Here is a 23159-nt window from a genome sequence, read left to right as displayed (position 1 = left end):
CGGGCCGCGCGGGCCCTCAGGTTTTTTACAATAGCAGCACATGGACGCCGCTGATCCCACTTTCATTCAACAGATCAACGACTGGGCGCTGGAGCTGGGATTTTCCCAAATCGGCGTGGCAGGCGTGGATTTGTCGACGGCGGAAACTGGATTGATGCAGTGGCTGGAAAAAGGTTTCCATGGCGAGATGCATTACATGCAGGCCCATGGCCTCAAGCGCGCCCGGCCGACCGAACTGGTGCCCGGCACGCTCAGCGTGATTACAGCACGCATGGATTATCTGCCGCAAAACACCGCTGCCGACTGGCAGCGGCAGGAGTGGGAGCGCCATGCCAGGCCCGGCGAGGGCCTGGTGAGCGTCTATGCCCGGGGGCGCGACTACCACAAGGTGCTGCGCAACCGGCTGCAAAAGCTGGCCGAGCGCATCGATGCAGCGCTTGGCGAACACAACCTGGCGCACCGCGCGTTCACCGATTCGGCCCCGGTGCTGGAGGCCGAGCTGGCCAGCCGCAGCGGCCAGGGCTGGCGGGGCAAGCACACGCTGGTGCTGAGCCGCGATGCCGGCTCGATGTTTTTTCTCGGCGAGATCTTTGTCAATATCGCCTTGCCGGCGACTGCGCCGGTCACGGCGCATTGCGGCCAGTGCACGGCCTGCATCGATGCCTGCCCGACGGCCGCCATCGTGGCGCCGCAATCGGTCGATGCGCGGCGCTGCATCTCCTACCTGACGATCGAGCTCGATGGCGCCATTCCGGAAGAATTTCGCGCGCCCATGGGCAACCGCATCTATGGCTGCGATGACTGCCAGCTCGCCTGCCCCTGGAACAAGTTTGCCCAGCGCGCGGTGCTGCCCGATTTTGATGCGCGCGGCGCGCTGATGGACCAGCAGCTGCCCCATCTGTTTGCATGGGACGAGGCGACGTTCTTGCGCATCACCGAGGGCAGCCCCATACGCCGCATCGGCCATGCGCGCTGGCTGCGCAATATTGCCGTTGCGCTCGGCAATGCCTGGCGCCAGACGGGCGAGGCGCGCTATGCGCAGGCGCTGCACAGCCGCGCGGACCACGACAGCGCCATGGTGCGCGAGCATGTGGCCTGGGGGCTGGGCCAGCGCAGCGCCTGATGGTGCCGCGATCGGCGCTTAGAGCAGGTTCTTAGGCGCTGAGAAAGCCCGAGGCCTTGAGCTGCGCGACCAGCAGTTCGGTAAAGCGCGCATAGCCCGCCGCATTGGCATGCACCTGGTCGGCGCGCATGGCGTCGTTGGCCAGCACCTCGCTCCAGGCCTTGGCGAGCAAGGGAACCTGCTCGTCCTTGGCCAGCGCCTCGTAGATCGGGTGGTCCTGGATGCGGCCGGTCAGCGCGGCGCTCATGCTGAACTCGGGCACCGCCACCAGCAACACGGCAATGTGCCGCGCCTTGCACTGCTGCAGCATGCTGGCGATCTGTGCCTGGGCCGCTTGCGCGCTTTGGCGGCGCAGCCAGTCGTTGCCGCCGGCGCAAACAATCACCAGGGCCGGTTGATGGGTCTCCAACAGCTGCGGCAGGCGCTGCGCAATCTGGCTGCTGGTTTCGCCGGAGATGCCGGCATTGATGACGTTCCAGCCGGTGCGCTCGGCCAGCAACTGCGGGTAGGACTGCGCGGCGCTGGCGCCCACGCCCTGGGTCAGCGAATCGCCCAATGCGAGCACCGTGGCGCCCGCAGGCAGCGCAGCGGCGAGTGGCGCCTTTTTGCTGCAGGCGGCCAGCCCGGCTGCGGCCAGGCCCAGGAAGGGGATGAGCGCCAGGCGCTGGAGGCTTTGGCGGCGTGCGGAATCAATGGTTTTCTCCATAGCCGCCGAGCTTAACCGATGGCCTTGGCAGGCCGCGTTGTTAAACCGGCCACCAGCCCAGCAGGCTGAGTGCAAACGGCAGACTGGCCACCCCGCAGATGGTGGACAAGGTCACCAGCCCCGCGACATAGGCGCCGTTGTACCCCATGCGCGCGGCCAGCACATAGCAGGTCGATGCGGTCGGCAAGGCAGAGAAGATCAGCAAAATGGCGGCCTGCTGGGCCGACAGCGCCAGCCAGTGGGCCATGCACAGCGCAATCAGCGGCGTGACAAAGTGGCGGATGGCCAGCACCGCGCCGCTGAGCAGCTTGCCGCGCGCCAGCAGCCCCAGCTGCATGCCGGCGCCCGCCGACATCAGGCCCAGCACAATGGAGGCCTGGCCGATGCGGGCGACGGTGGGCTCGACGATGGCGGGCAGGCGCAGCCCCAGCAGGTTGCAGATGAGGGCCGTGAGCGTGGCGACGATCAGCGGGTTGCGCAGCAGCTCGCGCATAAAACCATTTTGCGAGCCCTTGGCCATCGGGTAGACGGCGGCAATATTGAACATGGGCACGCAGACGCCGATCAGCACCGAGATCAGCTGCAGGCCTTGGGGGCCGGCCAGCCGGTCGGCCAGCGCCAGGCCGATAAAGGAGTTGAAGCGAAACGCGATCTGCGCGCTGGCAGCGGCGTCGCGGCTGTCCACCCTTTTACCCAGCCAGGGCCAGCGCGGCAGGGTGTAGGTCATCGCGATGGCGACGAGGCCCGTGGCCACACCGGCCAGCATCAGGTTGGAGGTGCCCTGCCAGTCGATCGGGCTTCTGATGATCGAATAGAACAGCAAGGTGGGAAAGAGGAAGTAGTACACCAGGCTTTCCACCGGCTGCCAGATGGCCCGGTTCAGCGCCGTGTAGCGGCAGACCAGGTAGCCAATCAGGATCAGCGAGAAATCGGGGAAAAGCAGTTGGGCGTAGTTCACCGGCGCAAGCATAGCGGAAGGGCGTTCGCTGCGGCCCAATCGCTGTCGCGGCGGTAAGCATGCTGCTGGGTGCAAGCCCTGCCAAAGCAGTTGCCAATTGCGCTATCCGCCGCCCCGATGCGGGAAAACACGGGCCATCTGCGGCGCGCTTTGGGGCAGAACCGCCAGGCAACACCGCTAGCATGGGAGCCATGTCCAAGCTGGCCCCAGCCAGCGCCCCAGATCCCGAGGAGACCTCCACCATGATGAACCGCCGACTGTGCCTGGCCATGGCACTGGCGCTGGGCAGCAGCGCTGCCCTGGCCGCTGATCCCTATCCCAACAAGCCCATCCGCCTGATCGTGCCGTTTGCCGCAGGCGGCACCACCGACATCGTGGCGCGCGTGATCTCGGAGCCGCTGTCCAAGGCCCTCGGCCAGCCGGTGGTGGTGGACAACAAGAGCGGTGGCGGCGGCACCGTGGGCGCCGCGGAAGCCGCGCGTGCCCAGCCCGATGGCTACACCCTGAGCATCGCGACGGTGTCGACCACGGCCACCAACCCGGCCGTCAACCCCAAGATGCCCTACAACGTGCAGCGCGATTTCACGCCCATCATCAATGTGGCGGCCACGCCCAATGTGATTGCGGTGCACCCGAGCTTTCCGGCCAACAACTACCAGGAGTTCATTGCCGAGCTCAAGAAGAACCCCGGCAAGTACTCGTATGCAACGCCCGGCACCGGCAGCATTGCCCATTTGTTGATGGAAATGCTCAAGTCCGAAACCGGTGTGAACGTGGTGCACATCCCCTACCGGGGTGGCGGCCCGGCGCTGAACGACACGGTCGCCGGCCAGGTCAACATGATTTTTGACAACCTGCCCTCGGCCTACCCCTTTATTCGCGACAAGCGCCTGCGCGCCATCGTGGTGGCCGCCCCCAAGCGCGTGGCCGGGCTGGAGTCCATCCCCACGTTCACCGAAGTGGGCGTTCCCGTGGTCAACCGCAGTGCCTATTACGGCATCGTCGGCCCCAAGAACCTGCCCAAGGAGATTGTTGACAAAGTCAACGCGGCCACCAAAAAGGCGCTGGAAGACCCGAACGTGCAAAAGCGCATCGCAGAGACTGGCTCGGACATCCTGGGCACCACGCCTGAGGTGTTTGCCCAGCAGATGAAGGACGAATACGCGGCCTACAAGGCGGTGGTGGACAAGCAGGGCATCCAGCTGGACTGATCCCCGTCCCTCGTCTGTTCTGCCTCAAAGCGCGTGCGCATTTCTAGGGAAATCCTAGGGAAATCACGCGCTTTTTGTGCGGTTGCAGCACGGTTGCGGACGTATTAATCCGGTATAAACGCGCTGTGCTGAAAAAGCATTACGTGGCCGTGCGCCATGCGGGTCATCCACCGGCACGCGAACGACGGCCACACCATTTCAAATGAGGAGATTCATCATGCAACGTCGCTCTCTCGTGGGCCTGACCTTGATCGCTGCTGCCGCAGCCACCTTGAGCACTGGCGCTCTGGCCGATACAAAATACCCTAACAAGCCCATTCGCCTGATCGTTCCTTTTGCAGCTGGCGGCACCACCGATATCATTGCGCGCGTGATCGCTGACCCCCTGGGCAAGGAGCTGGGCCAGCCCGTGGTGGTGGACAACAAGGGTGGTGCTGGCGGCACCATCGGTGCGGTGGAAACGGTGCGCGCAGCGGCCGACGGCTACACGCTGGGCATTGCGACCGTCTCCACGGTGGCCACCAACCCGGCGATCAACCCCAAGATCTCCTACGACCCGATCAAGGACTTCACGCCCATCATCAATGTGGCGGCCACGCCCAACATCATTGCGGTGAACCCGAAGTTCCCAGCCAAGGACTACAAGGAGTTCGAGGCCGAGCTCAAGAAGAACCCCAACAAGTACGCCTACTCGTCGTCTGGCACCGGCGGCATCCAGCACATGCTGATGGAGCTGTACAAGAGCCTGACCGGTATCCAGATGACCCACATCGCCTACCGTGGTGCGGGCCCGGCACTGAACGACACGGTGGCCGGCCAGGTCAACATGATCCTGGACAACCTGCCCTCGACCCTGCCTTTTGTGAAGGACAACCGCCTGGTGCCCATCGTCGTGGCCGCGCCTGAGCGCCTGGCGGTGCTGCCCAATGTGCCGACCTTCAAGGAAGTGGGCCTGGAGCCGGTGAACCGCATGGCTTTCTACGGCATCCTCGCGCCCAAGGGCGTGTCCAAGGATGTCGTGGACCGCATCAATGCCGCCACCAAGAAGGTGCTGGCCGACCCTGCGGTGAAGAAGCGCATCGAAGACACCGGCTCGCTGGTGGTGGGCAACACGCCCGAGCAGTTTGCCGAGCAGATCAAGGCCGAGTTCGACGTCTACAAGGACGTGGTCAAGAAGCAGGACCTGAAGCTGGACTGATCGCCGCTTCCAACATCCCCAAGCCGCCCGCGCAAGCCGGCGGCTTTTTTCATGCCATGATGCCGGGCATGGCAAGCGCTCCACGATCTGCACCACCCCCGTCAGTCCCTCCTTCAGCTCCTTCGTCCGCGCCGGGACGCACTGCAGCGGCGCACCCGGTGATTGACCGTTTTATCGATGCGGTGTGGCTGGAAGACGGCTTGGCGCGCAATACCTTGGCGGCCTACCGGCGCGACCTGGCGCTGTACGGCCAGTGGCTGGCCGAGGAGCATCCCGGCCAGGCGCTGGAGCGCAGCGATGAGGCCCAGCTGCAGGCCTTTTTTGCCACCCGCATGGGCGACAAGGCCAGCACGGCCAACCGGCGCCTCACAGTGCTGCGGCGCTTTTTCCACTGGGCGCTGCGCGAGTCGCTGATCAGCGCCGATCCCACCTTGCGCATGCTGGCAGCGCGCCAGCCGCTGCGCGTGCCCAAGACGATGACCTCGGCCATGGTCGACGCGCTGCTCGAAGCCCCCGACGCCGGCAACCCACTGGGCCTGCGCGACCGCGCGATGCTGGAGCTGATGTATGCCAGCGGCCTGCGCGTGTCGGAGCTGGTAGAGCTGCAAAGCGTGCAGCTCAGCCTGGCCGATGGCATCGTGCGCGTGGTGGGCAAAGGCAGCAAGGAGCGGCTGGTGCCCTTTGGCCAGGTGGCCCAGCAATGGCTGGAGCAGTACCTGGCCGAAAGCCGGCCCACCATTCTGGCCGGGCGGCAAAGTGCGGACCTGTTTGTCACCCAGCGCGGCAGCGGCATGACGCGGGTTGCGTTCTGGATGATCGTCAAAAAATATGCGCAGCGCGCCGGCATTACCGCGCCGCTCTCGCCCCACACCCTGCGCCACGCCTTTGCCACGCATTTGCTCAACCATGGCGCTGATCTGCGCGTGGTGCAGCTGCTGCTGGGCCATGCCGATATCTCCACCACCACCATCTACACCCATGTGGCGCGCGAGCGCCTCAAGGTGCTGCACAGCCAGCACCATCCGCGTGGGTGATCGATCTGCGATCTTGGGCTTGCGGCAGTCGACGGAACCGCTGACGCTATTCCACTGAAGTCCACAAAGCCGGTATTGGCTCCCAGCCGGGGGATGGCTCCCGATCAAGCAGCGCACACACCAAGGCGCCCAAGGCAATATCCAGGCAGTCGCTCGCCGCATGGGCGCCACCATCTTGCTGGTGGGCCTGCAATGCAAAGTGGCGAAAGGCTGTCCAATCCGCCGCCAAGTGGGCCACCAGCAAGCGTGCCAAATCGTAGGACAGCTCGTTTGAGGCACCAGTTTGCGAGAACGATTGGCCATTCCAGAAGGACTGGATGCGATCGGCATTCCAGAACGATTGGTGGCGTGCATGCATTTTGGGAAGGTCTGGGCGCATGCCTGCCGCCGGACTCAGGCGCTGCTCGGTATTGACGGCCAAGCCTTCGTTCAGCCAGGTAGGCAGCGGCAAGTGGTGGACGTAGGCATGGGTGAGTTCATGCACGATGACAGGCTCCAGCGCCTGGAGGCTGTCGGCCATGGTCACAAAATGCCCGCACCCCGCCTGGATGTACATACCGCTGCTTTCTGCATACTCACCCTCGTCGGGGTAATAGTGCGCGACATAGCGGTAGTAGCTCTCCTTGTCCTGGAACACGATGACCAGGTCATGGCCCCAGAGCGGTACTTCGGCCACGCCCTCCAGCACCTGCAGGATCCGCTGGGCGCTTTTATCGATGTAGCTCAGCATGGCCTTGGCGACCACCGGATCGAGGTTGGACAGCAGGAGCGCCGTGCCATATTCGCGCACCCGAAAGTCTGGCCCCAGCGCTATGGACAGATGGTCAAACCAAGCGCGCTCTGCCATGCTCCAGGCCTGGGCCTGTTCCTCAGTGTCTGGCAGATGCGAAACCCATTCGGACACCGCTGACCAGTCGAACAGGGGCAGGCCGTTGGCGTCCTGCATGACGGAGGCCAAGACAAGTGGCTCGCCCTGAGACATGGCAATCCGGGCTGCAGCGACAGGCGCCTGGGCTGCCGTATCCGCAGCGGAGTTGGGTACAAGAAAAGAGGTCAGCCAACGAAACATGAAGGGCAGGGTGTCATGGAAACTCTGCCAACTATAGGTTGCGCGGCTTGGCTTGAAGCTATTGGCGGACTACAGCGTTGTGAATGCGCCTCGCCATGGATCAAATCCCCAGCGGATTCTTGCGGCCCTTCTCGACCGGATTGGCCAGCAGCTTTTGCGCGGGGTAGGCGCGCAGAAATTCCTTGGCCTTGTAGGCCGATGAACGCAACCAGGCGTCATAGGCGCCTTCGTTGAGGACGGCGGGCATGGTCTTGTCATTGCCGGGCTGCTGGTAGCGGTTCATCAGCGCATGGGCATTGGCGTTGACGGTGATGATGGCGTAGCTCAGCAGCTCGGTGCCGTCGTCGTCGGTCCAGCGGGACCAGATGCCGGCGACACCCATCGGCAGGCCGTCGACGCGGGCAATGCGCGTGGGCTTGGCCTTGCCGGTGCGGTAGTCGTCGGTCACGAACGCCATCATCGGTACGATGCAGCGCTGGTTGTTCAGCCAGGCATCGCGAAAGGCGGTGCTGGTGGAGGCGTTGTCGGATTTGACATTCACCAGCTTGGTGGCGCGCAGCTGGCCGTCGGATGCGGACTTGACCCAGTGCGGCACCAGGCCCCATTGCGCGGGCACCAGCAGGCGGGGTGTGACCACCGGCACAGCAGCGGGCGCGGGTTCGGCATCGGCGGTGGCACCGCTCGCTGCCGCTTCTGCAGCGGCCTGCTCGGCCAGCGCAGCCTTGCGTGCCGAATTTTCAGCATCGGTGGAGCCCGTCAGGCTGGTGGTGATAAAGAAGCCGGGCCGGCGTGGCGTCATCTTGCGCTCGCCCATCTCTGCAGGGGGCTCTACCTGGAAGGCGCTGAGGTACAGCTCGGGGGCTTTGAGGGCTTCGTATTGGGTGCTCATGGGCGCAATGGTACGTGAAGGCTGCAGCAGCATTCGCTGGCGCCGGTTTCTGGCAGAAGATAAAAAGCCCACCCTGGGGCAGGGTGGGCTCGGTGGCAAGCCTTGCGGCCGCAGTGCGTATTTTAGATCAGAGCGACTGGCCCAGCTTGCGCAGGAAGCGCTCGCAGGCCTCGAGCTGGCTGATCTCGACAAACTCATTGGGCTTGTGGGCCTGCTCGATATTGCCGGGGCCGCAGACGACGGTGGGGATGCCCAGGTTCTGGAACAGGCCGGCTTCGGTGCCATAGGCCACCTTGCGCGTGGCCTGGTCGGCGGTCAGCGCACGCACCAGCGCGGTGATGGCCGCTTGCTCGCTGGCTTCCAGCGCGGGGGCGGCGGGGCCGGTTTCGATGTCGATGCGGGCATCGGCAAACTCGCGGCGCATGCGCGGCAGCAGCTCGCCGGTGACATAGCTTTGCACCTTGGCCTGGATGCTCTCGGCCGTCATGCCCGGCAGGTTGCGGAACTCGTAGTTGAACTCGCACAGCTCGGGGATGGTGTTGACCGCGATACCGCCCGAGATCTGGTTGGTGGTCATGGTCGTGAACGGCACGTCATAGAACTCGTCGTAGGGGCCGTTGGCCTTGAACTGGTCGGCCACATCGCGGATATGGCAGATCAGGCGTGCGGCGTACTCGATGGCATTGCAGCCCTTGGGCGTCAGCGACGAGTGCGCCGCCTTGCCATGCACCTTGCAGCGGTACAGGTTGATGCCCTTGTGCGCGACCACCACCTGCATGCTGGTGGGCTCGCCCACCACGCAGCCATCGGCCTGCTGGCCGCGTGCCTTCAAGGCGCGCAGCATCACCGGGGCGCCTGCGCAGCCCACTTCCTCGTCATACGACAGCGCCAGGTGGATGGGCTTTTTGCGCGGCATGGCGAGGAACTCGGGCACCAGCGCGATCGATGCGGCGATAAAGCCCTTCATGTCGGCGCTGCCACGGCCGTAGAGCCGGCCTTCCTTTTCGGTCAGCGTGAACGGGTCGCTGTCCCAGTTCTGGCCGTCGACCGGCACCACATCGGTGTGGCCCGACAGCACGATGCCGCCTTGGGTGCTGCCGTCATCGGCCGGCAAGGTGGCAAACAGGTTGGCCTTGTCGCCTTCGGGCGAGTGGATCAGCTCGGCCTTCAGACCCTGGTGGGCCAGTGCATCACGCACGGTTTCGATCAGGGCGAGGTTGGAGTTGCGGCTGGTGGTGTCGAATGCGACCAGCTTTTCCAGCCAGGAGCGGGTGTTCATAGCGCTTCACTTGGTGTTACATGCAAGTGGCTGAGTGTAGGGCGCTTGGGCTATGCGGGCAGCGCGCGCTGCCTAAGCTGGGGTTGGGTGTTGGGGTTTTAGATGGGATGGCCCAGTGGCTGGGACAGAAAGAAAAACGGGAGCCCGTAGCTCCCGTTATGGCCCGACCTGGTCGGAAGGGGCTATCAGCCCAGCACTTCGAGCAGGCGGTCCAGCCCGCCGGTGTTGATCGCCACCTTGGCCTCGGCACGCACGCGGGGCTTGGCATGGAACGCCACCGACAGGCCCACGGCGCGCATCATCGGCAGGTCATTGCTGCCATCGCCCACGGCAATCACCTGCTCGGGATCGATGCCCATCAGCGATGCCAGGCCCAGCACGGTGCTGCGCTTTTCTTCACCGTCGCAGATATCGCCCCAGCTCTGGTCGATGAGGCCGCCGGTCAACTGGCCGTCCTTGACCTCGAACTGGTTGGCGCGCACAAAGTCGATGCCCAGCAGGCTTTTGACATGGTCGGCAAAAAAGGTGAAGCCGCCCGAGACCAGCAGCACCTTGAGGCCGGCCGCATGCGCGGCATCGACGAGGGTCTTGGCGCCGGGGGTCAGGGTCAGGCGCTCTTGCAGCACGCGCTCGATGGCGGCCATGGGCACGCCCTGGAGCAGGGCCATGCGCTGGCGCAGGCTGTCCTTGTAGTCGGTGATCTCGCCGCGCATCGCCGCTTCGGTGATCGCAGCGACCTCGGCCTTCTTGCCGGTGATGTCGGCGATCTCGTCAATGCACTCGATGGTGATCAGGGTCGAGTCCATGTCGAACGCGATCAGCTTGTAGTCGGACAGCTTTTGCGGCGTGGCCAGGTTCTGGATGGTCAGGCCGGGGGCGAATTCGGTAGAGGCACTCATGGGAGCTTTTGAGGGGTGAGGGTAGGGGAATGATAAACGGGCGGGTTCAGACAGACCGCTCAGGCCGTGGCCACAGCGGCTGCAGCGGCCGTGACGGGCTTGCCCAGGCTGCGCACCACATCGCGCACCATCTGCACGCGGTCCTTGACCTCGGGCAGCGCGCGCTCGATGCGCAGCTTGTCGTTGCCGGCCAGCTTGATGGCCTTGTTCTTCTGGATCAGGCCGATGATGGTCATCGGCTCGATCGGCGGGTTGGGGTAGAAGGTGATGTTGATCACGCCGGGCGCGGCATCGACCTTCTGCACGCCAAAGGGTTCGCAGAGCACCCGCAGGCGGTGCACATCGACCAAGGTCTGGGCCTGCGGCGGCAGCTTGCCAAAGCGGTCCACGATCTCTTCGAGCAGGTTGTCGATCTGGTCGCTGGTCTTGGCGGTCGCCAGCTTCTTGTAGAAGGACAGGCGCAGGTGTACATCGCCGCAGTAGTCGTTGGGCAGCAGCGCCGGGGCGTGCAGGTTGATGTCGGTGGCCGCCGACAGGGGGCTGAGCAGGTCGGGCTCCTTGCCTTCCTTCAAGCTGCGCACGGCCTCAGACAGCATCTCGTTGTAGAGCTGGTAGCCGATCTCCATCATGTTGCCGCTCTGGTTGTCGCCCAGCACTTCGCCCGCGCCCCGGATTTCCAGGTCATGCATGGCCAGGTAAAAGCCGCTGCCCAGCTCTTCCATCTGCTGGATGGCTTCGAGGCGCTGCGCGGCCTGCTTGGTCAGGCCGTCCAGGTCCGGAACCATCAGATAGGCATAGGCCTGGTGGTAGCTGCGGCCCACGCGGCCGCGCAGCTGGTGCAGCTGCGCCAGGCCAAACTTGTCGGCGCGGCTGATGATGATGGTGTTGGCGCTGGGCACGTCGATGCCGGTCTCGATGATGGTCGAGCACAGCAAGATGTTGTAGCGCTGGGCGACAAAGTCGCGCATCACGCGCTCGAGCTCGCGCTCAGGCATCTGGCCGTGGGCCACGGCGATGCGGGCCTCGGGCAGGATCTCTTCGAGCTTCTGGCGGCGGTTCTCGATGGTCTCGACCTCGTTGTGCAGAAAGTAGCACTGGCCGCCGCGCTTCAACTCACGCAGCACGGCTTCGCGGATCACGCCGGTGCCTTCGCTGCGCACAAAAGTCTTGATCGCCAGGCGGCGCTGCGGCGCGGTGGCGATCACCGACAGGTCGCGCAGGCCATCGAGCGCCATGCCCATGGTGCGCGGAATCGGGGTGGCCGTCAGTGTGAGCACATCGACCTCGGCACGCATGGCCTTCATCGCCTCTTTGTGGCGCACGCCAAAGCGGTGTTCCTCATCGATGATCAGCAGGCCCAGGTTCTTGAACTGGGTTTTTTCAGACAGCAGCTTGTGCGTGCCGACGACGATGTCGACCGTGCCGTCATCGAGCCCCTTGATCGTGGTGTTCACTTCCTTGCCGGAGCGAAAGCGCGAGACCAGCGCGACCTTGATCGGCCACTTGGAGAAGCGGTCGGCCAGCGTCTGGTAGTGCTGCTCGGCCAGCAAGGTGGTGGGCGCGAGCAGGGCGACCTGCTTGCCACCGGTGACGGCCACAAAGGCGGCACGCAAGGCGACCTCGGTCTTGCCAAAGCCCACGTCGCCGCAAACCAGACGGTCCATGGGCTGGGGCGAGATCATGTCCTGGATCACTGCATGGATGGCGGCGCGCTGGTCGGCGGTTTCCTCAAAGCCGAAGTCGTTGGCGAACTGCTCATAGTCCTGCGGGCTGTAGCGGAAGGCATGGCCTTCACGCGCGGCGCGGCGGGCATAGATGTTGAGCAGCTCGGCTGCCGTGTCGCGCACCTGCTCGGCAGCCTTGCGGCGGGCCTTTTCCCACTGGCCGCTGCCCAGCTTGTGCAGGGGGGCTTCTTCGGCCGAGACGCCGGTGTAGCGGCTGATCTGCGCGAGCTGGCTGACGGGCACATAGAGCACAGCCTTGTCGGCGTATTCGAGGTGCAGGAACTCCTGCAGCGCCGGTGTGCCATCGGGGTTCTTCTGGCCCACATCCATGTTGATGAGGCCATGGTAGCGGCCGATGCCGTGCTGCGCATGGACGACCGGGTCGCCGACCTTCAGCTCGGACAAATCCTTGATCAGCGCCTCGACATCGCTGGCCTGCTCCTGGCGGCGCTTGCGGCGGGCGCCGCCGGTGGCGGCAAACAGCTCGGTCTCGGTGACGAAATCAATGCCTTGCTCGGCCCAGCGAAAGCCCTTGGCGAGCGCGGCCGTGGCAATGCCGACGGGCTCATCCGTGGTCTGCTGGAACTCGGCCAGCGAATCAAAGGCCGGTGGGTTGAGGCCACTGGCGCGGAAGAAATCGAGCAGGCTCTCGCGCCGGCCATCGCTCTCGGCCAGCAGCAAGGTGCGGGCCTGGCGCTGGGCAATGTGCTGCTGCAGCTTGGCGAGCGGGTCCTCGGCGCCGCGCACCACAGCCAGGTCGCCCAGCTTTTGGAAGATGGCGCTGTGCTCCACGTCTTCGAGCTGGGGGCGCAGCGACAGCTGGGCCATCTGCTTGGCGGTGGCGTAGAACTGGTCGGGGCTCAGGAACAGGCTGTCGGGCGGCAGCACCGGGCGCTCGGGGTCACCCTGCACCAGGCGGTAGCGGTCGCGCGTGTCCTGCCAAAAGCGCTGGAAGGCCGGCTCGATATCGCCATGCAGCACCACGGTGGCCTGGCTGCCCAGGTAGTCGAAGACAGTCGCGGTCTCGTCAAAGAACAGCGGCAGGTAGTACTCGATACCGGCCGTGGCCACGCCGTTGCCCATGTCCTTGTAGATGCGGCTCTTGGTCGGGTCGCCTTCGAGCATCTCGCGCCACTTGTTGCGAAAGCGAGCGCGGGCCTCGTCGTCCATCGGGAACTCGCGCCCGGGCAGCAGGCGCACGTCCTTGACCGGGTAGAGGCTGCGCTGGGTGTCGGGGTCAAAGGTGCGGATGGAGTCGATCTCGTCATCGAACAGGTCGACCCGGTAGGGCACAAGCGAGCCCATCGGGTAGAGATCGATCAGGCCGCCACGCACCGAGTATTCGCCATGGCTCACCACCTGGGAGACATGGTTGTAGCCCGCCAGGGTGAGCTGGGCCTTGAGGCGCGCCTCATCGAGCTTTTGCCCGGCCTGGAACGCAAAGGTGTAGCCCGCCAGAAAGGAGGGCGGCGCCAGCCGGTACAGCGCCGTGGTGGCCGGGATCAGCACCACATCGGCTTCGGCCTGGCTGATGCGCCACAGCGCAGCCAGCCGCTCGCTGATCAGGTCCTGGTGCGGCGAGAAGGTGTCATAGGGCAGGGTTTCCCAGTCGGGGAACAGGGCCACGCGCAGCTCTGGGGCAAAAAACGCCAGCTCGTCCTGCAGGCGATGGGCATCGCCTGCGTCGGCGGTGATGATGGCGGTGACGCGCTGCGCTGCGGCCTCGCGGGTGGCCAAGGTCGCGAGCAGCAAGGCATCGGCGCTGCCCGGAGGCATGGGCAGTTGAAAACGTTTTCCGGCGGTGAGCTTGGGGAGTTCCATACGTGGTCCGAACCAGTCCATACACGGACTACAGCCCAGGGCAGCGTGCCGCGCCTGGGCCTGTGCAGCCAAGGCCGCCCCATCAAAGGGCAGGCCTGGCCGCGCAATAAACAGCAAAAGCACGGGTCTGGCTGACAGCGCCGTGCAACCACTCCATTCTAAAATACCCCCATGAACCAGACCACCCGCAACGAATTGATCCCTGCTGTACCCAGGGCTGCACCGGAGGTGGCTGCGCCGGTGACGGTGCCCGCAACGGTGCCCCCCGCCGACCCGGGCGCCCAGACCCAGGCGCTGGGCGAGATGCGCCAGGAGGTGGTGGCCAGGTTCTGGGCCTTTTTGCCCTGCGCCGGGGTGGGCGCCCGGGCGGTGGATGCGGCGCGCCCCGCCCATCTGCCCAAGCAGTACCAGCAGGTGGCGGGCTGGCCGCTGGTGCTGCATACCTTGGCCGCCTTTATGGCGGCCAAGCCGCTGTCAGGCGTGCTGGTGGGCGTGAGCCCCGGCGATGATTTTTTGCAGCACTACCAGCGGCCAGGCTTTGCCATCAGTCCTTGCGGTGGCCCCAGCCGGGCCGATACCGTGGCCGGTGGCCTGCGCAGTTTGCTGGGCGATTCGGGCCTGGGCGCGCAGCCGCATGACTGGGTGCTGGTGCATGATGCGGCGCGCTGCCTGATCAAGCCCGGCCAGATCGAGCAGCTGATGCAGGAATGTGCGGCCGATGCGGTGGGGGGCCTGTTGGCGCTGCCATTGCCCGATACACTCAAGGCCGCTGCCACCGATGCCCATGGCCAAAGCCGCGTCAGCAGCACCTTGCCCCGGGTGGACAAGTGGCTGGCGCAGACGCCGCAGATGTTCCGTATCGGTACGCTGCTCGAAGCGCTGGAGCGCTGCAACGATGTCACCGACGAGGCCAGTGCCATCGAGGCGCTGGGCTTGCAGCCCCGGCTGGTGCCGGGCAGCAGCTTTAACTTCAAGGTCACCTTCCCGGATGACTTTGCGCTGGCCGAGGCCTTGCTGCTGCAGCGCATGGCCAGCGGTGACAGCCAGGTGGCGGCACTTTTTGATTGAATCCCAGGCGACGCGCTGCACAGCTTCCGCTCCTCGGCGGGCCTGTGGCAGCTTGCGCTGGGATGCGGATGTAAATGGACGAGATAAGGGATACACATGCTGCAAATGCGCATTGGTGAGGGTTGGGATATTCATGCGCTGGTGCCCGGCCGGGACTTGATTTTGGGCGGCATCCAGGTGCCGCATACCACCGGTTTGCTGGGCCATTCGGATGCCGATGTGCTGCTGCATGCGATCACCGATGCCTTGGTGGGCGCCGCCGGCATGGGCGATATCGGATCGCACTTTCCCGATACCGATGCTGCTTTCCGTGGTGCCGATTCGGCCGTGTTGCTGGCCGAGGCCATGCGCCGTGTGGCTGCCAAGGGCTGGCAGGTCAACAACGTGGACAGCACCGTGATTGCCCAGGCGCCCAAGCTGGCGCCGCATATTCCGGCCATGCGGGCCAATATTGCCAAGACCTTGGGCATTGATGAATCCCAGGTCAATGTGAAGGCCAAGACGGCCGAGAAGATGGGCCCGGTAGGCCAGGGCGCGGCGATGGAAGCCCGTGCGGTGGTGTTGCTGGTGCGGGCTGGCGAGCAGGCCTAAGTCAAACGCTGGCAAGAAAGGATGACGGCCCGCCAGAGGCGGTCATCCAACGTGCCGTGAGGCACCAACTCAGGTCTCTTCGTACTGCGCCAACACTTGCGCCCCGGTGAGCTTGGGGGTGTCATTGGCCAGGTCGTAATACGCAGGCTTTTCGTCGATGAAGATCTGCGAGGCCAGCCGCATGCCGTCCTCGTCCTGGAACAGGCCGGCCGACAGAAAATGCTCGTTGGTGGCCAGCAGGCGGTAGAACAGATGCGTGCCGCACTGGCTGCAAAAGGCGCGCTCGGCCCAGGGGGAGGAGGCATAGCGGCTGACGGGGCCCGTCAACTCCACCTCGGTGCCGCCATGCAGGGTAAAGGCGGGGCCCTCGCCCCAGCGCCTGCACATGCTGCAATGGCATACATGGACATCTTGGACAGTCGGGGCAGTCACATGGACCGCACCGCAAAGGCACTGGGCTTGCATGTCAACTCCTAGGGCAACGGGGTGCCTGCATTCTATGCACAGACGTCGCTTTGTGCCAGCGGCGCGTGCCGCTGGCCGGGCAGGGGGCGGTCCGCCCGCTACACCTTCTTATCCTTCTTATTGCAGATCGGCCAAGTTGGTGGGTGCCCCTGGCAGGTGCCGCTTGATCTGCGGGCGCAGCAGGCGGCGCTTGGGCTCCTTGCCAATGGCCTGGTCGGGCGCACGGCGCAGGTAGATGCTGGTGACCAGGCCCGTGCTGCCGTCCGAGGCATTGACCATGCTCAAGCGCCCGCCCATGCGTTGCACGGTTTTCTCGACGATCGACAGGCCCAGGCCCGCGCCAGCGGCTGCCGTGCGGGCTGTGTCACCCCGGTAAAACGGTTTGGTCAGGCTGCTCAATTGGTCCTTGGAGACGCCCGGGCCATGGTCGCGCATGCGGATGGTGACGGTGCTTTCGCTGAACTTGACGGTGATGTCCACGCGGGTGTGCGAGGCGCCCGGCGTCTTGCCATAGCGGCGCGCGTTTTCCAGCACGTTGGACAGCACGCGCGAGAGCTCGATCTCATCGGCATTGACCATCAGCTCTTCGGGCACCTTCATGTGCACCTGCAGCTCCTGGTGGTCTTGCACAGCGTAGACGCATGAGGACACGACGCCGTAGACATTGACCGGCGCGAGCTTGGCGGCATGGTCGGGGCGGGCGTAATCGAGGAATTTGTCAATGGTGGCATCGAGCTGCACGATGTCGGCCACCATGTGCTCGCGCGCGACCTGGTCGAACACGCTCATCTCGGTCTCCAGCCGCAGGCGGGCCAGCGGCGTGCGCAAGTCGTGCGAGATGCCGGCCAGCATGACCGCACGGTCTTGCTCGAGCTTGGACAGGCGCTCGCTCATGCGGTTGAAGCCGATGTTCACTTCGCGGATTTCGCTGGTGACGGCATCTTCGTCGAGCTGCGCGGCAAAGTCGCCTTCGCGCAACCGGTTGGTGGCGCTGGACAGCTGCTTGAGCGGCCGGTTGATGAGGCCCGCGATCACCGCTGCACCGGCGAGCGACAGCGCTGCGGCCGTCAGCACCCACACCAGCCAGGTCTTGCCGCCGGCCGGGTTGACGCGTGAGGGCTCAATCAGGAACCAGTTCTGGTCGCCATCGATGGTAAAGCCCACCCACAGGCCTTCTTCGCCATTGACGCTGCTGGCCACGATGGTGCTGGGGCCCAGGCGCTTGGTCACTTCCTGCGTCAGGCGCGCGCCCAGCGGGGTGGAGTTGTCGATGGATTCGTACACATCCTTGGGCTCACGCGGCACGATGCGCACGCCTTCCTGGTCGGCCATGGTCTTGACCAGCGAGACGCGGGCGATGGCGTCCGAATGCATCAGCGCGGCGCGGCTGAGGTTGACCAGCGACGCGATCTGCTGGGCCGTCTGGATGGAGCGGGGCTCGGTCTCGAGCGAGCGCAGCGTCTGCACCCAGGCCAGGATGCTGCCCGTCAGCAAGATGGCGAGCAAAAAGAAGGTGCGCCAAAACAGATTGAGGCCGACGCGGGTGCGCTTGTTGCTATGCGTGGCCGCTGCGGCGCTGCCATCCAGGGGGGCCAGACCGGACTGGTCGGCGTCGTTAACGGGGGTGGGAGCCATGGGCCGTATGCGTGTTGAAAAGTCGGATCAATGAAGGCCGGGAATGCCTGTACATTCTCGCTGTAAAGCGGGCGGGACACCATGCTGTGCCCGGCAGTGGGGGTATAAAAAAACCGCCCTGCAGCCAGACTGGGGCGGTTTTTGGGGTGCCGGGGTCAACAATCAGTTGGCGCCATCGGGTACGAACACATAGCCCACGCCCCAGACGGTCTGGATGTAGCGAGGAGCTGCCGGGTCGACCTCGACGAGCTTGCGCAGGCGCGATACCTGCACGTCCAGGCTGCGGTCAAAGGGCTCGAACTCGCGGCCGCGTGCCAGCAGGGCCAGCTTTTCACGCGACAGCGGCTGGCGTGGGTGGCGCACCAGGGTCTTGAGCATCGCGAATTCGCCGGTGGTCAGCGGCAGCTCTTCGCCGTCCTTGGTCAGCACGCGGGTGCTCATGTCGAAGGTGAAGGGGCCGAAGTTGACCACCTCGTTCTCGCCCGATGGCGCGCCTGGCGCTTCTTGCGGTGGGCGGCGGCGCAGCACGGCGTGGATACGGGCCAGCAGCTCGCGCGGGTTGAAGGGCTTGCCGATATAGTCATCTGCACCCACTTCCAGGCCCACGATGCGGTCCACGTCTTCCCCCTTGGCGGTCAGCATGATGATGGGGGTGCGGTCGTTGCTGGCGCGCAGCCGGCGGCAGATGGACAGGCCGTCTTCACCGGGCATCATCAAATCGAGCACGATCAGATCCACGGTCTCACGCAGCAAGATGCGCTGCAGGCCCTTGCCATCCTCGGCAATCATGACTTCAAAGCCTTCATGCGACAGATAGCGGCGCAGCAGATCGCGAATACGTGCGTCATCATCAACGACCAAGATTTTGTCGACGCGATTGGTTGCTGTAACCATGGGTGGAATCCTCCGGTTGATATGTAACTTTTACATTTTGACCGTTTTTTGCGAAAAATGCGCAACTCGCATCCCTTTTTTGACCCATAGTTACAAAGTTTGCGTTACATATGCAGTCTGGGAGACCGTTTCTTACGCAATAAATCGACTTTTTCCTGCATTTTTTGCAGAAATTGCCTCTTTTAGGGAAGGTGTGATGCTGTTTTTCAAAAATGTTTCATATCTATGCGTTTAATGCATTGATGACTTGGAGCGTGAAAAAAGGCGCTTTCGCGCCTTGTTGTGGCTGGGCTGGGCAGCCCAGGCTGGAGCTTATTGCGCCACCCAGCCGCCATCCATGTTCCAGGCCACGCCGCGCACATTGTTGGCCGCAGGCGAGCAGAAGAACACAGCCAGCTCGCCCAGTTCTTCGGGCGTGGTGAACTGCATCGATGGTTCCTTCTCGCCCAGCAGCAGCTTTTTGGCCTCTTCATTGCTCACATTCATTTGGGCGGCTTTGGCATCGACCTGTTTTTGCACCAGGGGCGTGAGCACCCAGCCCGGGCAGATGGCGTTGCAGGTGATGCCGCTGGCGGCGTTCTCCAGCGCGGTCACCTTGGTGAGGCCCACAATGCCGTGCTTGGCCGCGACGTAGGCCGATTTGCCGGCCGAGCCGACGAGGCCATGGACCGAGGCGATATTGATGATGCGGCCCCAGCCCGCTTTTTGCATGGCTGGCAATGCCAGCCGGCTGGTGTGGAAGGCGCTGGTGAGGTTGATGGCGATGATGGCATCCCAGCGCTCGACCGGGAAGTCCTGTACGTTGGCCACATGCTGGATGCCGGCGTTGTTGACCAGGATGTCCACCTGGCCAAAGGTCTGCGCCGCATAGGCAAACATGGCCTCGATGTCGGCAGCCTTGCTCATGTCGGCGCCGTGGTAGCCCACCCGGGCGCCGGAGCCCGCGCTGGTGATGACGTCCTGCACTTCCTTGAGCGGGCCTTCGGCGTCGCCAAAGCCATTCAAGATGATGTTGGCGCCCTGGCGCGCCAGCGCCTTGGCAATCCCCAATCCGATACCGCTCGTCGATCCGGTGACGAGCGCTGTTTTTGCTTTCAACATCCAATATCTCCAGTTACTCGGTTAGTATTCATGCAAACGCATGCATCCATCCTAAGGCAAACCCCAGCCACGGTTTGCCCGGTAGCGCTGCGTTCTTCTATATAAGAGGGGCCATGTACCAAGATCCACGCTTGCAGTATGTCACCTGTGCGGTGGCGGGGAATACGGACACGGGTCGCCAGGGTGCCACGCACCGGATGGCGTATTGGGAGTGGAACGATACCGGGGACCTGAACCACCCGCATGTGATCGTCTGCGCCCATGGCCTGACCCGGCAAGGGCGTGATTTTGATGTGCTGGCGCGGCAGCTGTCGCTGCAGGCGCGGGTGATCTGCCCCGATGTGGTGGGTCGCGGCTACAGCGATTGGCTGGAGGACCCGGCCGGCTACCAGGTCCCTTTGTATGTGGCCGACATGCTGGCCATGTTGCAGCAGGTGCACTGCGCAGCGCCCATTGGCAAGCTCGATTGGGTGGGCACCAGCATGGGTGGCCTCATCGGCATTGGCCTGGCCGGCGAGCCCAGTATCCGGCCGCTGATGCCGGCACCCATCCGTCGCCTGGTGCTCAATGATGTGGGCCCGACCATCGAGGCCTCGGCGCTGGCGCGCATTGGGAGCTATGTGGGCCAGCACATGCTGTATGGCTCCGAGCAGGAGGCGGTTGCGGCCATGGGCCAGCTCTCCAAGGGTTTTGGCCCGCACAGCGATGACGAATGGCTGGCGCTGTCGCGCCCGATGCTGCGGCCCGAAGCCGGCGGCAGCGTGCGCCTGCACTACGATCCGGCCATTGCGCAGCCCATGCAGGCGATGACGCCGGAGATGGCTGCCGCTGGCGAGCAACTGCTGTGGCGCCTCTACGACCAGATCGACGCCGTCACCTTGGTGCTGCGGGGTGCAGATTCAGACTTGCTTTCTGCGAAAACGGCCCAATCTATGGCGGAACGCGGCCCCAAGGCGCGGGTGGTGGAGTTCGCTGGTGTCGGCCATGCGCCCACCTTGGTATCTTTTGATCAATCGGCTGCCGTGCTGGCTTTTTTATGCGGTGCGTAGCGCACGCCCCGGAGGGGGTGTGATGGTGGTGACAACATGAAAAGTCTTACGGCAGTCGCTCAGCCCGCGCCAGGCGCGGAACATCTTCCCCCGGAGCCCGTCTCCCCGCTGGTGGCTGCCACTGCCAATGCCTTGCCGATGCAAGACAACGTGCTGGCCCGGGCCCGCGCTTTCTCCGTACCGCTGATCGCCGAAGAGACCCTGGACACGGGCGAGAACGCGCTGCAGCACGCCGATGCCGTCGCTGCCATTCTCAAGCACATTGGTGGCTCCGAAGCGATGCAGGCGGCTGCCTACCTGGTGCACACCAGCGAGCAGCTGAACAAGCCGCGCGAAGTCATCGGCAAAGCCTTTGGCGAGAGCTATGCGGTGCTGGCGGTGGAGACCGTGGCGCTGATGAAAGTGCAGGCGCAGGCGCGCCAGGCCGATGCCGGCCACCTGGTCGATGACCCGGCCACGCAGACCGAGAACATCCGCAAGATGCTGCTGGCGTTCTCGCGCGACTTGCGCGTGGTGATGCTGCGCCTGACATCACGCCTGCAAACCCTGCGCTGGTATGCGGCCACCAAGGGGCCGGTGTCGCCTGCGGTGGCGCGCGAGAGCCTGCAGGTTTTTGCGCCGCTGGCCAACCGCCTGGGCATCTGGCAGATCAAGTGGGAGCTCGAGGACCTGGCCTTCCGCTTTCTGGAGCCTGACACCTATAAAAAGATTGCCAAGCTGCTCGATGAAACCCGGGTCGAGCGCGAGCTCTATATGGTGGGCCTGCGCGAGCGGCTCGAATCCGACCTGCGCGCGCACAGCATCAGCGCGACCGTGGCTGGCCGCCCCAAGCATATCTACAGCATCATCAAGAAGATGCGCGGCAAGTCGCTGGGCTTTGACCAGCTCTTCGATATCCGTGCGCTGCGCGTGGTGGTTCCCACGGTCAAGGACTGCTATGCAGCCTTGTCTTTTGTGCACGAAGCCTTCAGCCCGGTCGAGTCGGAATTTGACGACTACATCGCCCGGCCCAAGCCCAATGGCTACCAGTCGCTACACACGGTGGTGCGCGACGAGCACGGCAAGGCCATCGAGATTCAGATCCGCACCCAGGCCATGCACGACCATGCCGAAAACGGTGTGGCTGCCCACTGGGCCTACAAGGAAGCAGGCACCAAGGGCTATGCCGGCGTATCTGCGACCAGCGACTACGACGCCAAGATTGCGGTGCTGCGCCAGCTGCTGGCCTGGCGCAAGGACATGGTCGGCCAGACCCAGGACAGTGGCCTCTTTGACGACCATATCTATGTGCTGACGCCCAATGCCGCCGTGATCGAGCTGCCCCAGGGTGCCACGCCGGTGGACTTTGCCTATTCGGTGCACACCGATCTGGGCCACCGCTGCCGGGGTGCCAAGGTTGATGGGCAGATGGTGCCGCTCAACACGCCGCTGCAAAACGGCCAGACGGTGGAGATCGTCTCTGTCAAGGAAGGGCGGCCATCGCGCGACTGGCTCAATGCCGAGCTGGGCTACCTGGTCAGCTCACGCGCCAAGGCCAAGGTGCGTGCCTGGTTCAATGCCCAGGTGATGCATGAGACGGTCAGCCGGGGCCGCGAGCTGGTGGAAAAACTCCTGCAACGCGAAGGCAAGACAGCGCTCAAGCACGATGATCTGGCCGACCAGCTGGGCTTCAAGACCGCAGAGGCGCTGTTTGAGGTGGTGGGCAAGGACGAGCTGTCGCTGCGCACCATTGAGAACATCCTGCGCCCACCCGAACCCCTGCAGGCCGACGACGAGCTGGTGCTGAGCCGCCCGCGCAAGGCCACCGAGGGCTCGGGCAAGGGCGGCGTGCTGGTGGTGGGCGTCGATTCGCTGATGACCCAGCTGGCCAAATGCTGCAAGCCCGCACCGCCCGACCGCATCGGTGGCTTTGTGACGCGGGGCAAGGGCGTGAGCGTGCACCGCCACGACTGCAGCAACTTCCGCGAGATGTGTGCCCGCAACCCAGAGCGCAGCATTGATGTGGAGTGGGGCCTGCCCACCCATGGCCAGCGTTCGACCGAAGCGGTCTACCCCGTCGATGTGGCGGTAGAGGCCCATGACCGCCAAGGTCTGCTGCGTGATATCTCTGAACTGTTCGCGCGGGACAAGACCAATGTGATCGGCGTGCAGACCCAGTCCGTCAAAGGCACTGCCTGGATGACGTTCACTGTAGAGGTGTCGGACTCGGGCAAGCTGGCCAAGGTGCTGGCCTCCGTGGCGATGGTATCGGGCGTGCGCTCGGTGCGCCGCAAATAGGGCTGAAAAGCACTATTTTCAAAAAAAGCCTCAAATTTCCATTTGGACCGTTTTTTCTGGCTATAATTTGAGTCTTCAACGACAGGCGCGTAGCTCAGCTGGTTAGAGCACCACCTTGACATGGTGGGGGTCGTTGGTTCGAGTCCAATCGCGCCTACCAAATTTTCC

Annotated in this window: 19 protein-coding genes and 1 tRNA gene; 9 read left to right on the top strand and 11 right to left on the bottom strand. The window is 64.3% G+C overall.

Translation table 11 applies throughout. From position 1 onward, the window contains the following. Positions 1–73 precede the first annotated feature (73 nt). Complete coding sequence (gene queG / locus WH265_RS04460) at positions 74–1123, top strand: tRNA epoxyqueuosine(34) reductase QueG (protein WP_339557871.1); 1050 nt, start codon at positions 74–76, stop codon at positions 1121–1123. 31 nt (positions 1124–1154) lie between these two features. Here queG and WH265_RS04455 read toward each other — a convergent pair whose 3' ends face one another. Together WH265_RS04455 and WH265_RS04450 are read right to left on the bottom strand one after the other, a co-directional pair. Beyond that, positions 1155–1829 carry a DUF459 domain-containing protein gene (locus tag WH265_RS04455; protein ID WP_339557459.1) on the bottom strand — a complete coding sequence of 225 codons (675 nt, stop codon included), beginning with the start codon at positions 1827–1829 and terminating at the stop codon, positions 1155–1157. Positions 1830–1869: 40 nt separating this feature from the next. Next, positions 1870–2799, bottom strand: coding sequence for an AEC family transporter (locus WH265_RS04450; RefSeq protein ID WP_339557458.1), 930 nt, complete (start codon positions 2797–2799; stop codon positions 1870–1872). A 233-nt stretch (positions 2800–3032) separates the two neighbouring features. Between WH265_RS04450 and WH265_RS04445 the strand changes: the two genes are divergently transcribed. The 3 genes from WH265_RS04445 (at position 3033) to xerD (ending at position 6230) form a co-directional block, all read left to right on the top strand. Next, complete coding sequence (locus tag WH265_RS04445) at positions 3033–3998, top strand: tripartite tricarboxylate transporter substrate binding protein BugE (RefSeq protein ID WP_027011017.1); 966 nt, start codon at positions 3033–3035, stop codon at positions 3996–3998. Between the two features lie 217 nt (positions 3999–4215). Then, the gene (locus WH265_RS04440; RefSeq protein ID WP_027011016.1) at positions 4216–5196 is read left to right on the top strand and encodes a tripartite tricarboxylate transporter substrate binding protein BugE; all 981 of its coding nucleotides are present in this window, start codon (positions 4216–4218) and stop codon (positions 5194–5196) included. Positions 5197–5264: 68 nt separating this feature from the next. After that, positions 5265–6230: a site-specific tyrosine recombinase XerD gene (xerD, locus tag WH265_RS04435; protein WP_339557457.1), complete on the top strand. Its 966-nt coding sequence runs from the start codon at positions 5265–5267 to the stop codon at positions 6228–6230. A gap of 46 nt (positions 6231–6276) precedes the next feature. Here xerD and WH265_RS04430 read toward each other — a convergent pair whose 3' ends face one another. The 5 genes from WH265_RS04430 to mfd all read right to left on the bottom strand — a co-directional run bounded on the left by WH265_RS04430 (position 6277) and on the right by mfd (position 13911). Beyond that, on the bottom strand, positions 6277–7176 hold the full coding sequence (locus WH265_RS04430) for a hypothetical protein (protein ID WP_339557456.1): 900 nt from the start codon (positions 7174–7176) through the stop codon (positions 6277–6279). A gap of 223 nt (positions 7177–7399) precedes the next feature. After that, on the bottom strand, positions 7400–8188 hold the full coding sequence (locus tag WH265_RS04425) for an SOS response-associated peptidase (RefSeq protein WP_339557455.1): 789 nt from the start codon (positions 8186–8188) through the stop codon (positions 7400–7402). 127 nt (positions 8189–8315) lie between these two features. Next, on the bottom strand, positions 8316–9467 hold the full coding sequence (gene argE, locus WH265_RS04420; protein ID WP_339557454.1) for an acetylornithine deacetylase: 1152 nt from the start codon (positions 9465–9467) through the stop codon (positions 8316–8318). A gap of 185 nt (positions 9468–9652) precedes the next feature. Further along, positions 9653–10366 (bottom strand): phosphoserine phosphatase SerB, encoded by a 714-nt coding sequence (gene serB / locus WH265_RS04415; protein WP_021027415.1) that lies wholly within the window; start codon positions 10364–10366, stop codon positions 9653–9655. 59 nt (positions 10367–10425) lie between these two features. Beyond that, complete coding sequence (mfd, locus tag WH265_RS04410; RefSeq protein ID WP_339557453.1) at positions 10426–13911, bottom strand: transcription-repair coupling factor; 3486 nt, start codon at positions 13909–13911, stop codon at positions 10426–10428. Positions 13912–14214: 303 nt separating this feature from the next. On the opposite strand from mfd, the gene WH265_RS04405 reads away from it, so the two are divergent. Further along, positions 14215–14979, top strand: coding sequence for an IspD/TarI family cytidylyltransferase (locus WH265_RS04405; protein WP_339536431.1), 765 nt, complete (start codon positions 14215–14217; stop codon positions 14977–14979). 105 nt (positions 14980–15084) lie between these two features. Further along, positions 15085–15570 (top strand): 2-C-methyl-D-erythritol 2,4-cyclodiphosphate synthase, encoded by a 486-nt coding sequence (gene ispF, locus WH265_RS04400; protein ID WP_084635837.1) that lies wholly within the window; start codon positions 15085–15087, stop codon positions 15568–15570. 69 nt (positions 15571–15639) lie between these two features. Here the strand turns inward: ispF and WH265_RS04395 are convergent, their stop codons facing one another. From WH265_RS04395 to WH265_RS04380, 4 genes are all read right to left on the bottom strand, one after another. Continuing rightward, the gene (locus WH265_RS04395) at positions 15640–16035 is read right to left on the bottom strand and encodes a GFA family protein (protein ID WP_339536219.1); all 396 of its coding nucleotides are present in this window, start codon (positions 16033–16035) and stop codon (positions 15640–15642) included. Between the two features lie 117 nt (positions 16036–16152). Next, the gene (locus WH265_RS04390; protein ID WP_021027410.1) at positions 16153–17670 is read right to left on the bottom strand and encodes a sensor histidine kinase; all 1518 of its coding nucleotides are present in this window, start codon (positions 17668–17670) and stop codon (positions 16153–16155) included. 162 nt (positions 17671–17832) lie between these two features. Further along, positions 17833–18564 (bottom strand): osmolarity response regulator transcription factor OmpR, encoded by a 732-nt coding sequence (ompR, locus tag WH265_RS04385; protein ID WP_021027409.1) that lies wholly within the window; start codon positions 18562–18564, stop codon positions 17833–17835. A gap of 312 nt (positions 18565–18876) precedes the next feature. Continuing rightward, complete coding sequence (locus WH265_RS04380; protein ID WP_339517484.1) at positions 18877–19665, bottom strand: 3-hydroxybutyrate dehydrogenase; 789 nt, start codon at positions 19663–19665, stop codon at positions 18877–18879. 113 nt (positions 19666–19778) lie between these two features. Between WH265_RS04380 and WH265_RS04375 the strand changes: the two genes are divergently transcribed. The 3 genes from WH265_RS04375 (at position 19779) to WH265_RS04365 (ending at position 23151) form a co-directional block, all read left to right on the top strand. Continuing rightward, positions 19779–20714, top strand: a complete 936-nt coding sequence (locus tag WH265_RS04375; RefSeq protein WP_021027407.1) for an alpha/beta fold hydrolase — start codon at positions 19779–19781, stop codon at positions 20712–20714. A gap of 36 nt (positions 20715–20750) precedes the next feature. Then, positions 20751–22991, top strand: coding sequence for a RelA/SpoT family protein (locus tag WH265_RS04370; protein WP_445228483.1), 2241 nt, complete (start codon positions 20751–20753; stop codon positions 22989–22991). An 83-nt stretch (positions 22992–23074) separates the two neighbouring features. After that, positions 23075–23151: transfer RNA gene (locus tag WH265_RS04365), tRNA-Val, on the top strand. Positions 23152–23159: the final 8 nt, after the last annotated feature.

Source organism: Comamonas sp. MYb396, assembly GCF_037479555.1.
GTDB lineage: Bacteria > Pseudomonadota > Gammaproteobacteria > Burkholderiales > Burkholderiaceae_C > Comamonas.
This window is presented reverse-complemented; position numbering and strand designations above follow the sequence as displayed.

What these genes read in the sequence shown, in the direction of transcription:
- WH265_RS04390 (WP_021027410.1), bottom strand. Translation starts at nt 17,670, where the DNA reads ATGGCTCCCACCCCCGTTAACGACGCCGACCAGTCCGGTCTGGCCCCC.
- ompR (WP_021027409.1), bottom strand. Translation starts at nt 18,564, where the DNA reads ATGGTTACAGCAACCAATCGCGTCGACAAAATCTTGGTCGTTGATGAT.
- serB (WP_021027415.1), bottom strand. Translation starts at nt 10,366, where the DNA reads ATGAGTGCCTCTACCGAATTCGCCCCCGGCCTGACCATCCAGAACCTG.
- ispF (WP_084635837.1), top strand. Translation starts at nt 15,085, where the DNA reads ATGCGCATTGGTGAGGGTTGGGATATTCATGCGCTGGTGCCCGGCCGG.
- WH265_RS04405 (WP_339536431.1), top strand. Translation starts at nt 14,215, where the DNA reads ATGCGCCAGGAGGTGGTGGCCAGGTTCTGGGCCTTTTTGCCCTGCGCC.
- WH265_RS04440 (WP_027011016.1), top strand. Translation starts at nt 4,216, where the DNA reads ATGCAACGTCGCTCTCTCGTGGGCCTGACCTTGATCGCTGCTGCCGCA.
- WH265_RS04455 (WP_339557459.1), bottom strand. Translation starts at nt 1,829, where the DNA reads ATGGAGAAAACCATTGATTCCGCACGCCGCCAAAGCCTCCAGCGCCTG.
- mfd (WP_339557453.1), bottom strand. Translation starts at nt 13,911, where the DNA reads ATGGAACTCCCCAAGCTCACCGCCGGAAAACGTTTTCAACTGCCCATG.
- WH265_RS04395 (WP_339536219.1), bottom strand. Translation starts at nt 16,035, where the DNA reads ATGCAAGCCCAGTGCCTTTGCGGTGCGGTCCATGTGACTGCCCCGACT.
- argE (WP_339557454.1), bottom strand. Translation starts at nt 9,467, where the DNA reads ATGAACACCCGCTCCTGGCTGGAAAAGCTGGTCGCATTCGACACCACC.
- xerD (WP_339557457.1), top strand. Translation starts at nt 5,265, where the DNA reads ATGGCAAGCGCTCCACGATCTGCACCACCCCCGTCAGTCCCTCCTTCA.
- WH265_RS04430 (WP_339557456.1), bottom strand. Translation starts at nt 7,176, where the DNA reads ATGCAGGACGCCAACGGCCTGCCCCTGTTCGACTGGTCAGCGGTGTCC.
- WH265_RS04450 (WP_339557458.1), bottom strand. Translation starts at nt 2,799, where the DNA reads ATGCTTGCGCCGGTGAACTACGCCCAACTGCTTTTCCCCGATTTCTCG.
- WH265_RS04425 (WP_339557455.1), bottom strand. Translation starts at nt 8,188, where the DNA reads ATGAGCACCCAATACGAAGCCCTCAAAGCCCCCGAGCTGTACCTCAGC.
- WH265_RS04380 (WP_339517484.1), bottom strand. Translation starts at nt 19,665, where the DNA reads ATGTTGAAAGCAAAAACAGCGCTCGTCACCGGATCGACGAGCGGTATC.
- WH265_RS04370 (WP_445228483.1), top strand. Translation starts at nt 20,751, where the DNA reads ATGAAAAGTCTTACGGCAGTCGCTCAGCCCGCGCCAGGCGCGGAACAT.
- WH265_RS04445 (WP_027011017.1), top strand. Translation starts at nt 3,033, where the DNA reads ATGAACCGCCGACTGTGCCTGGCCATGGCACTGGCGCTGGGCAGCAGC.
- WH265_RS04375 (WP_021027407.1), top strand. Translation starts at nt 19,779, where the DNA reads ATGTACCAAGATCCACGCTTGCAGTATGTCACCTGTGCGGTGGCGGGG.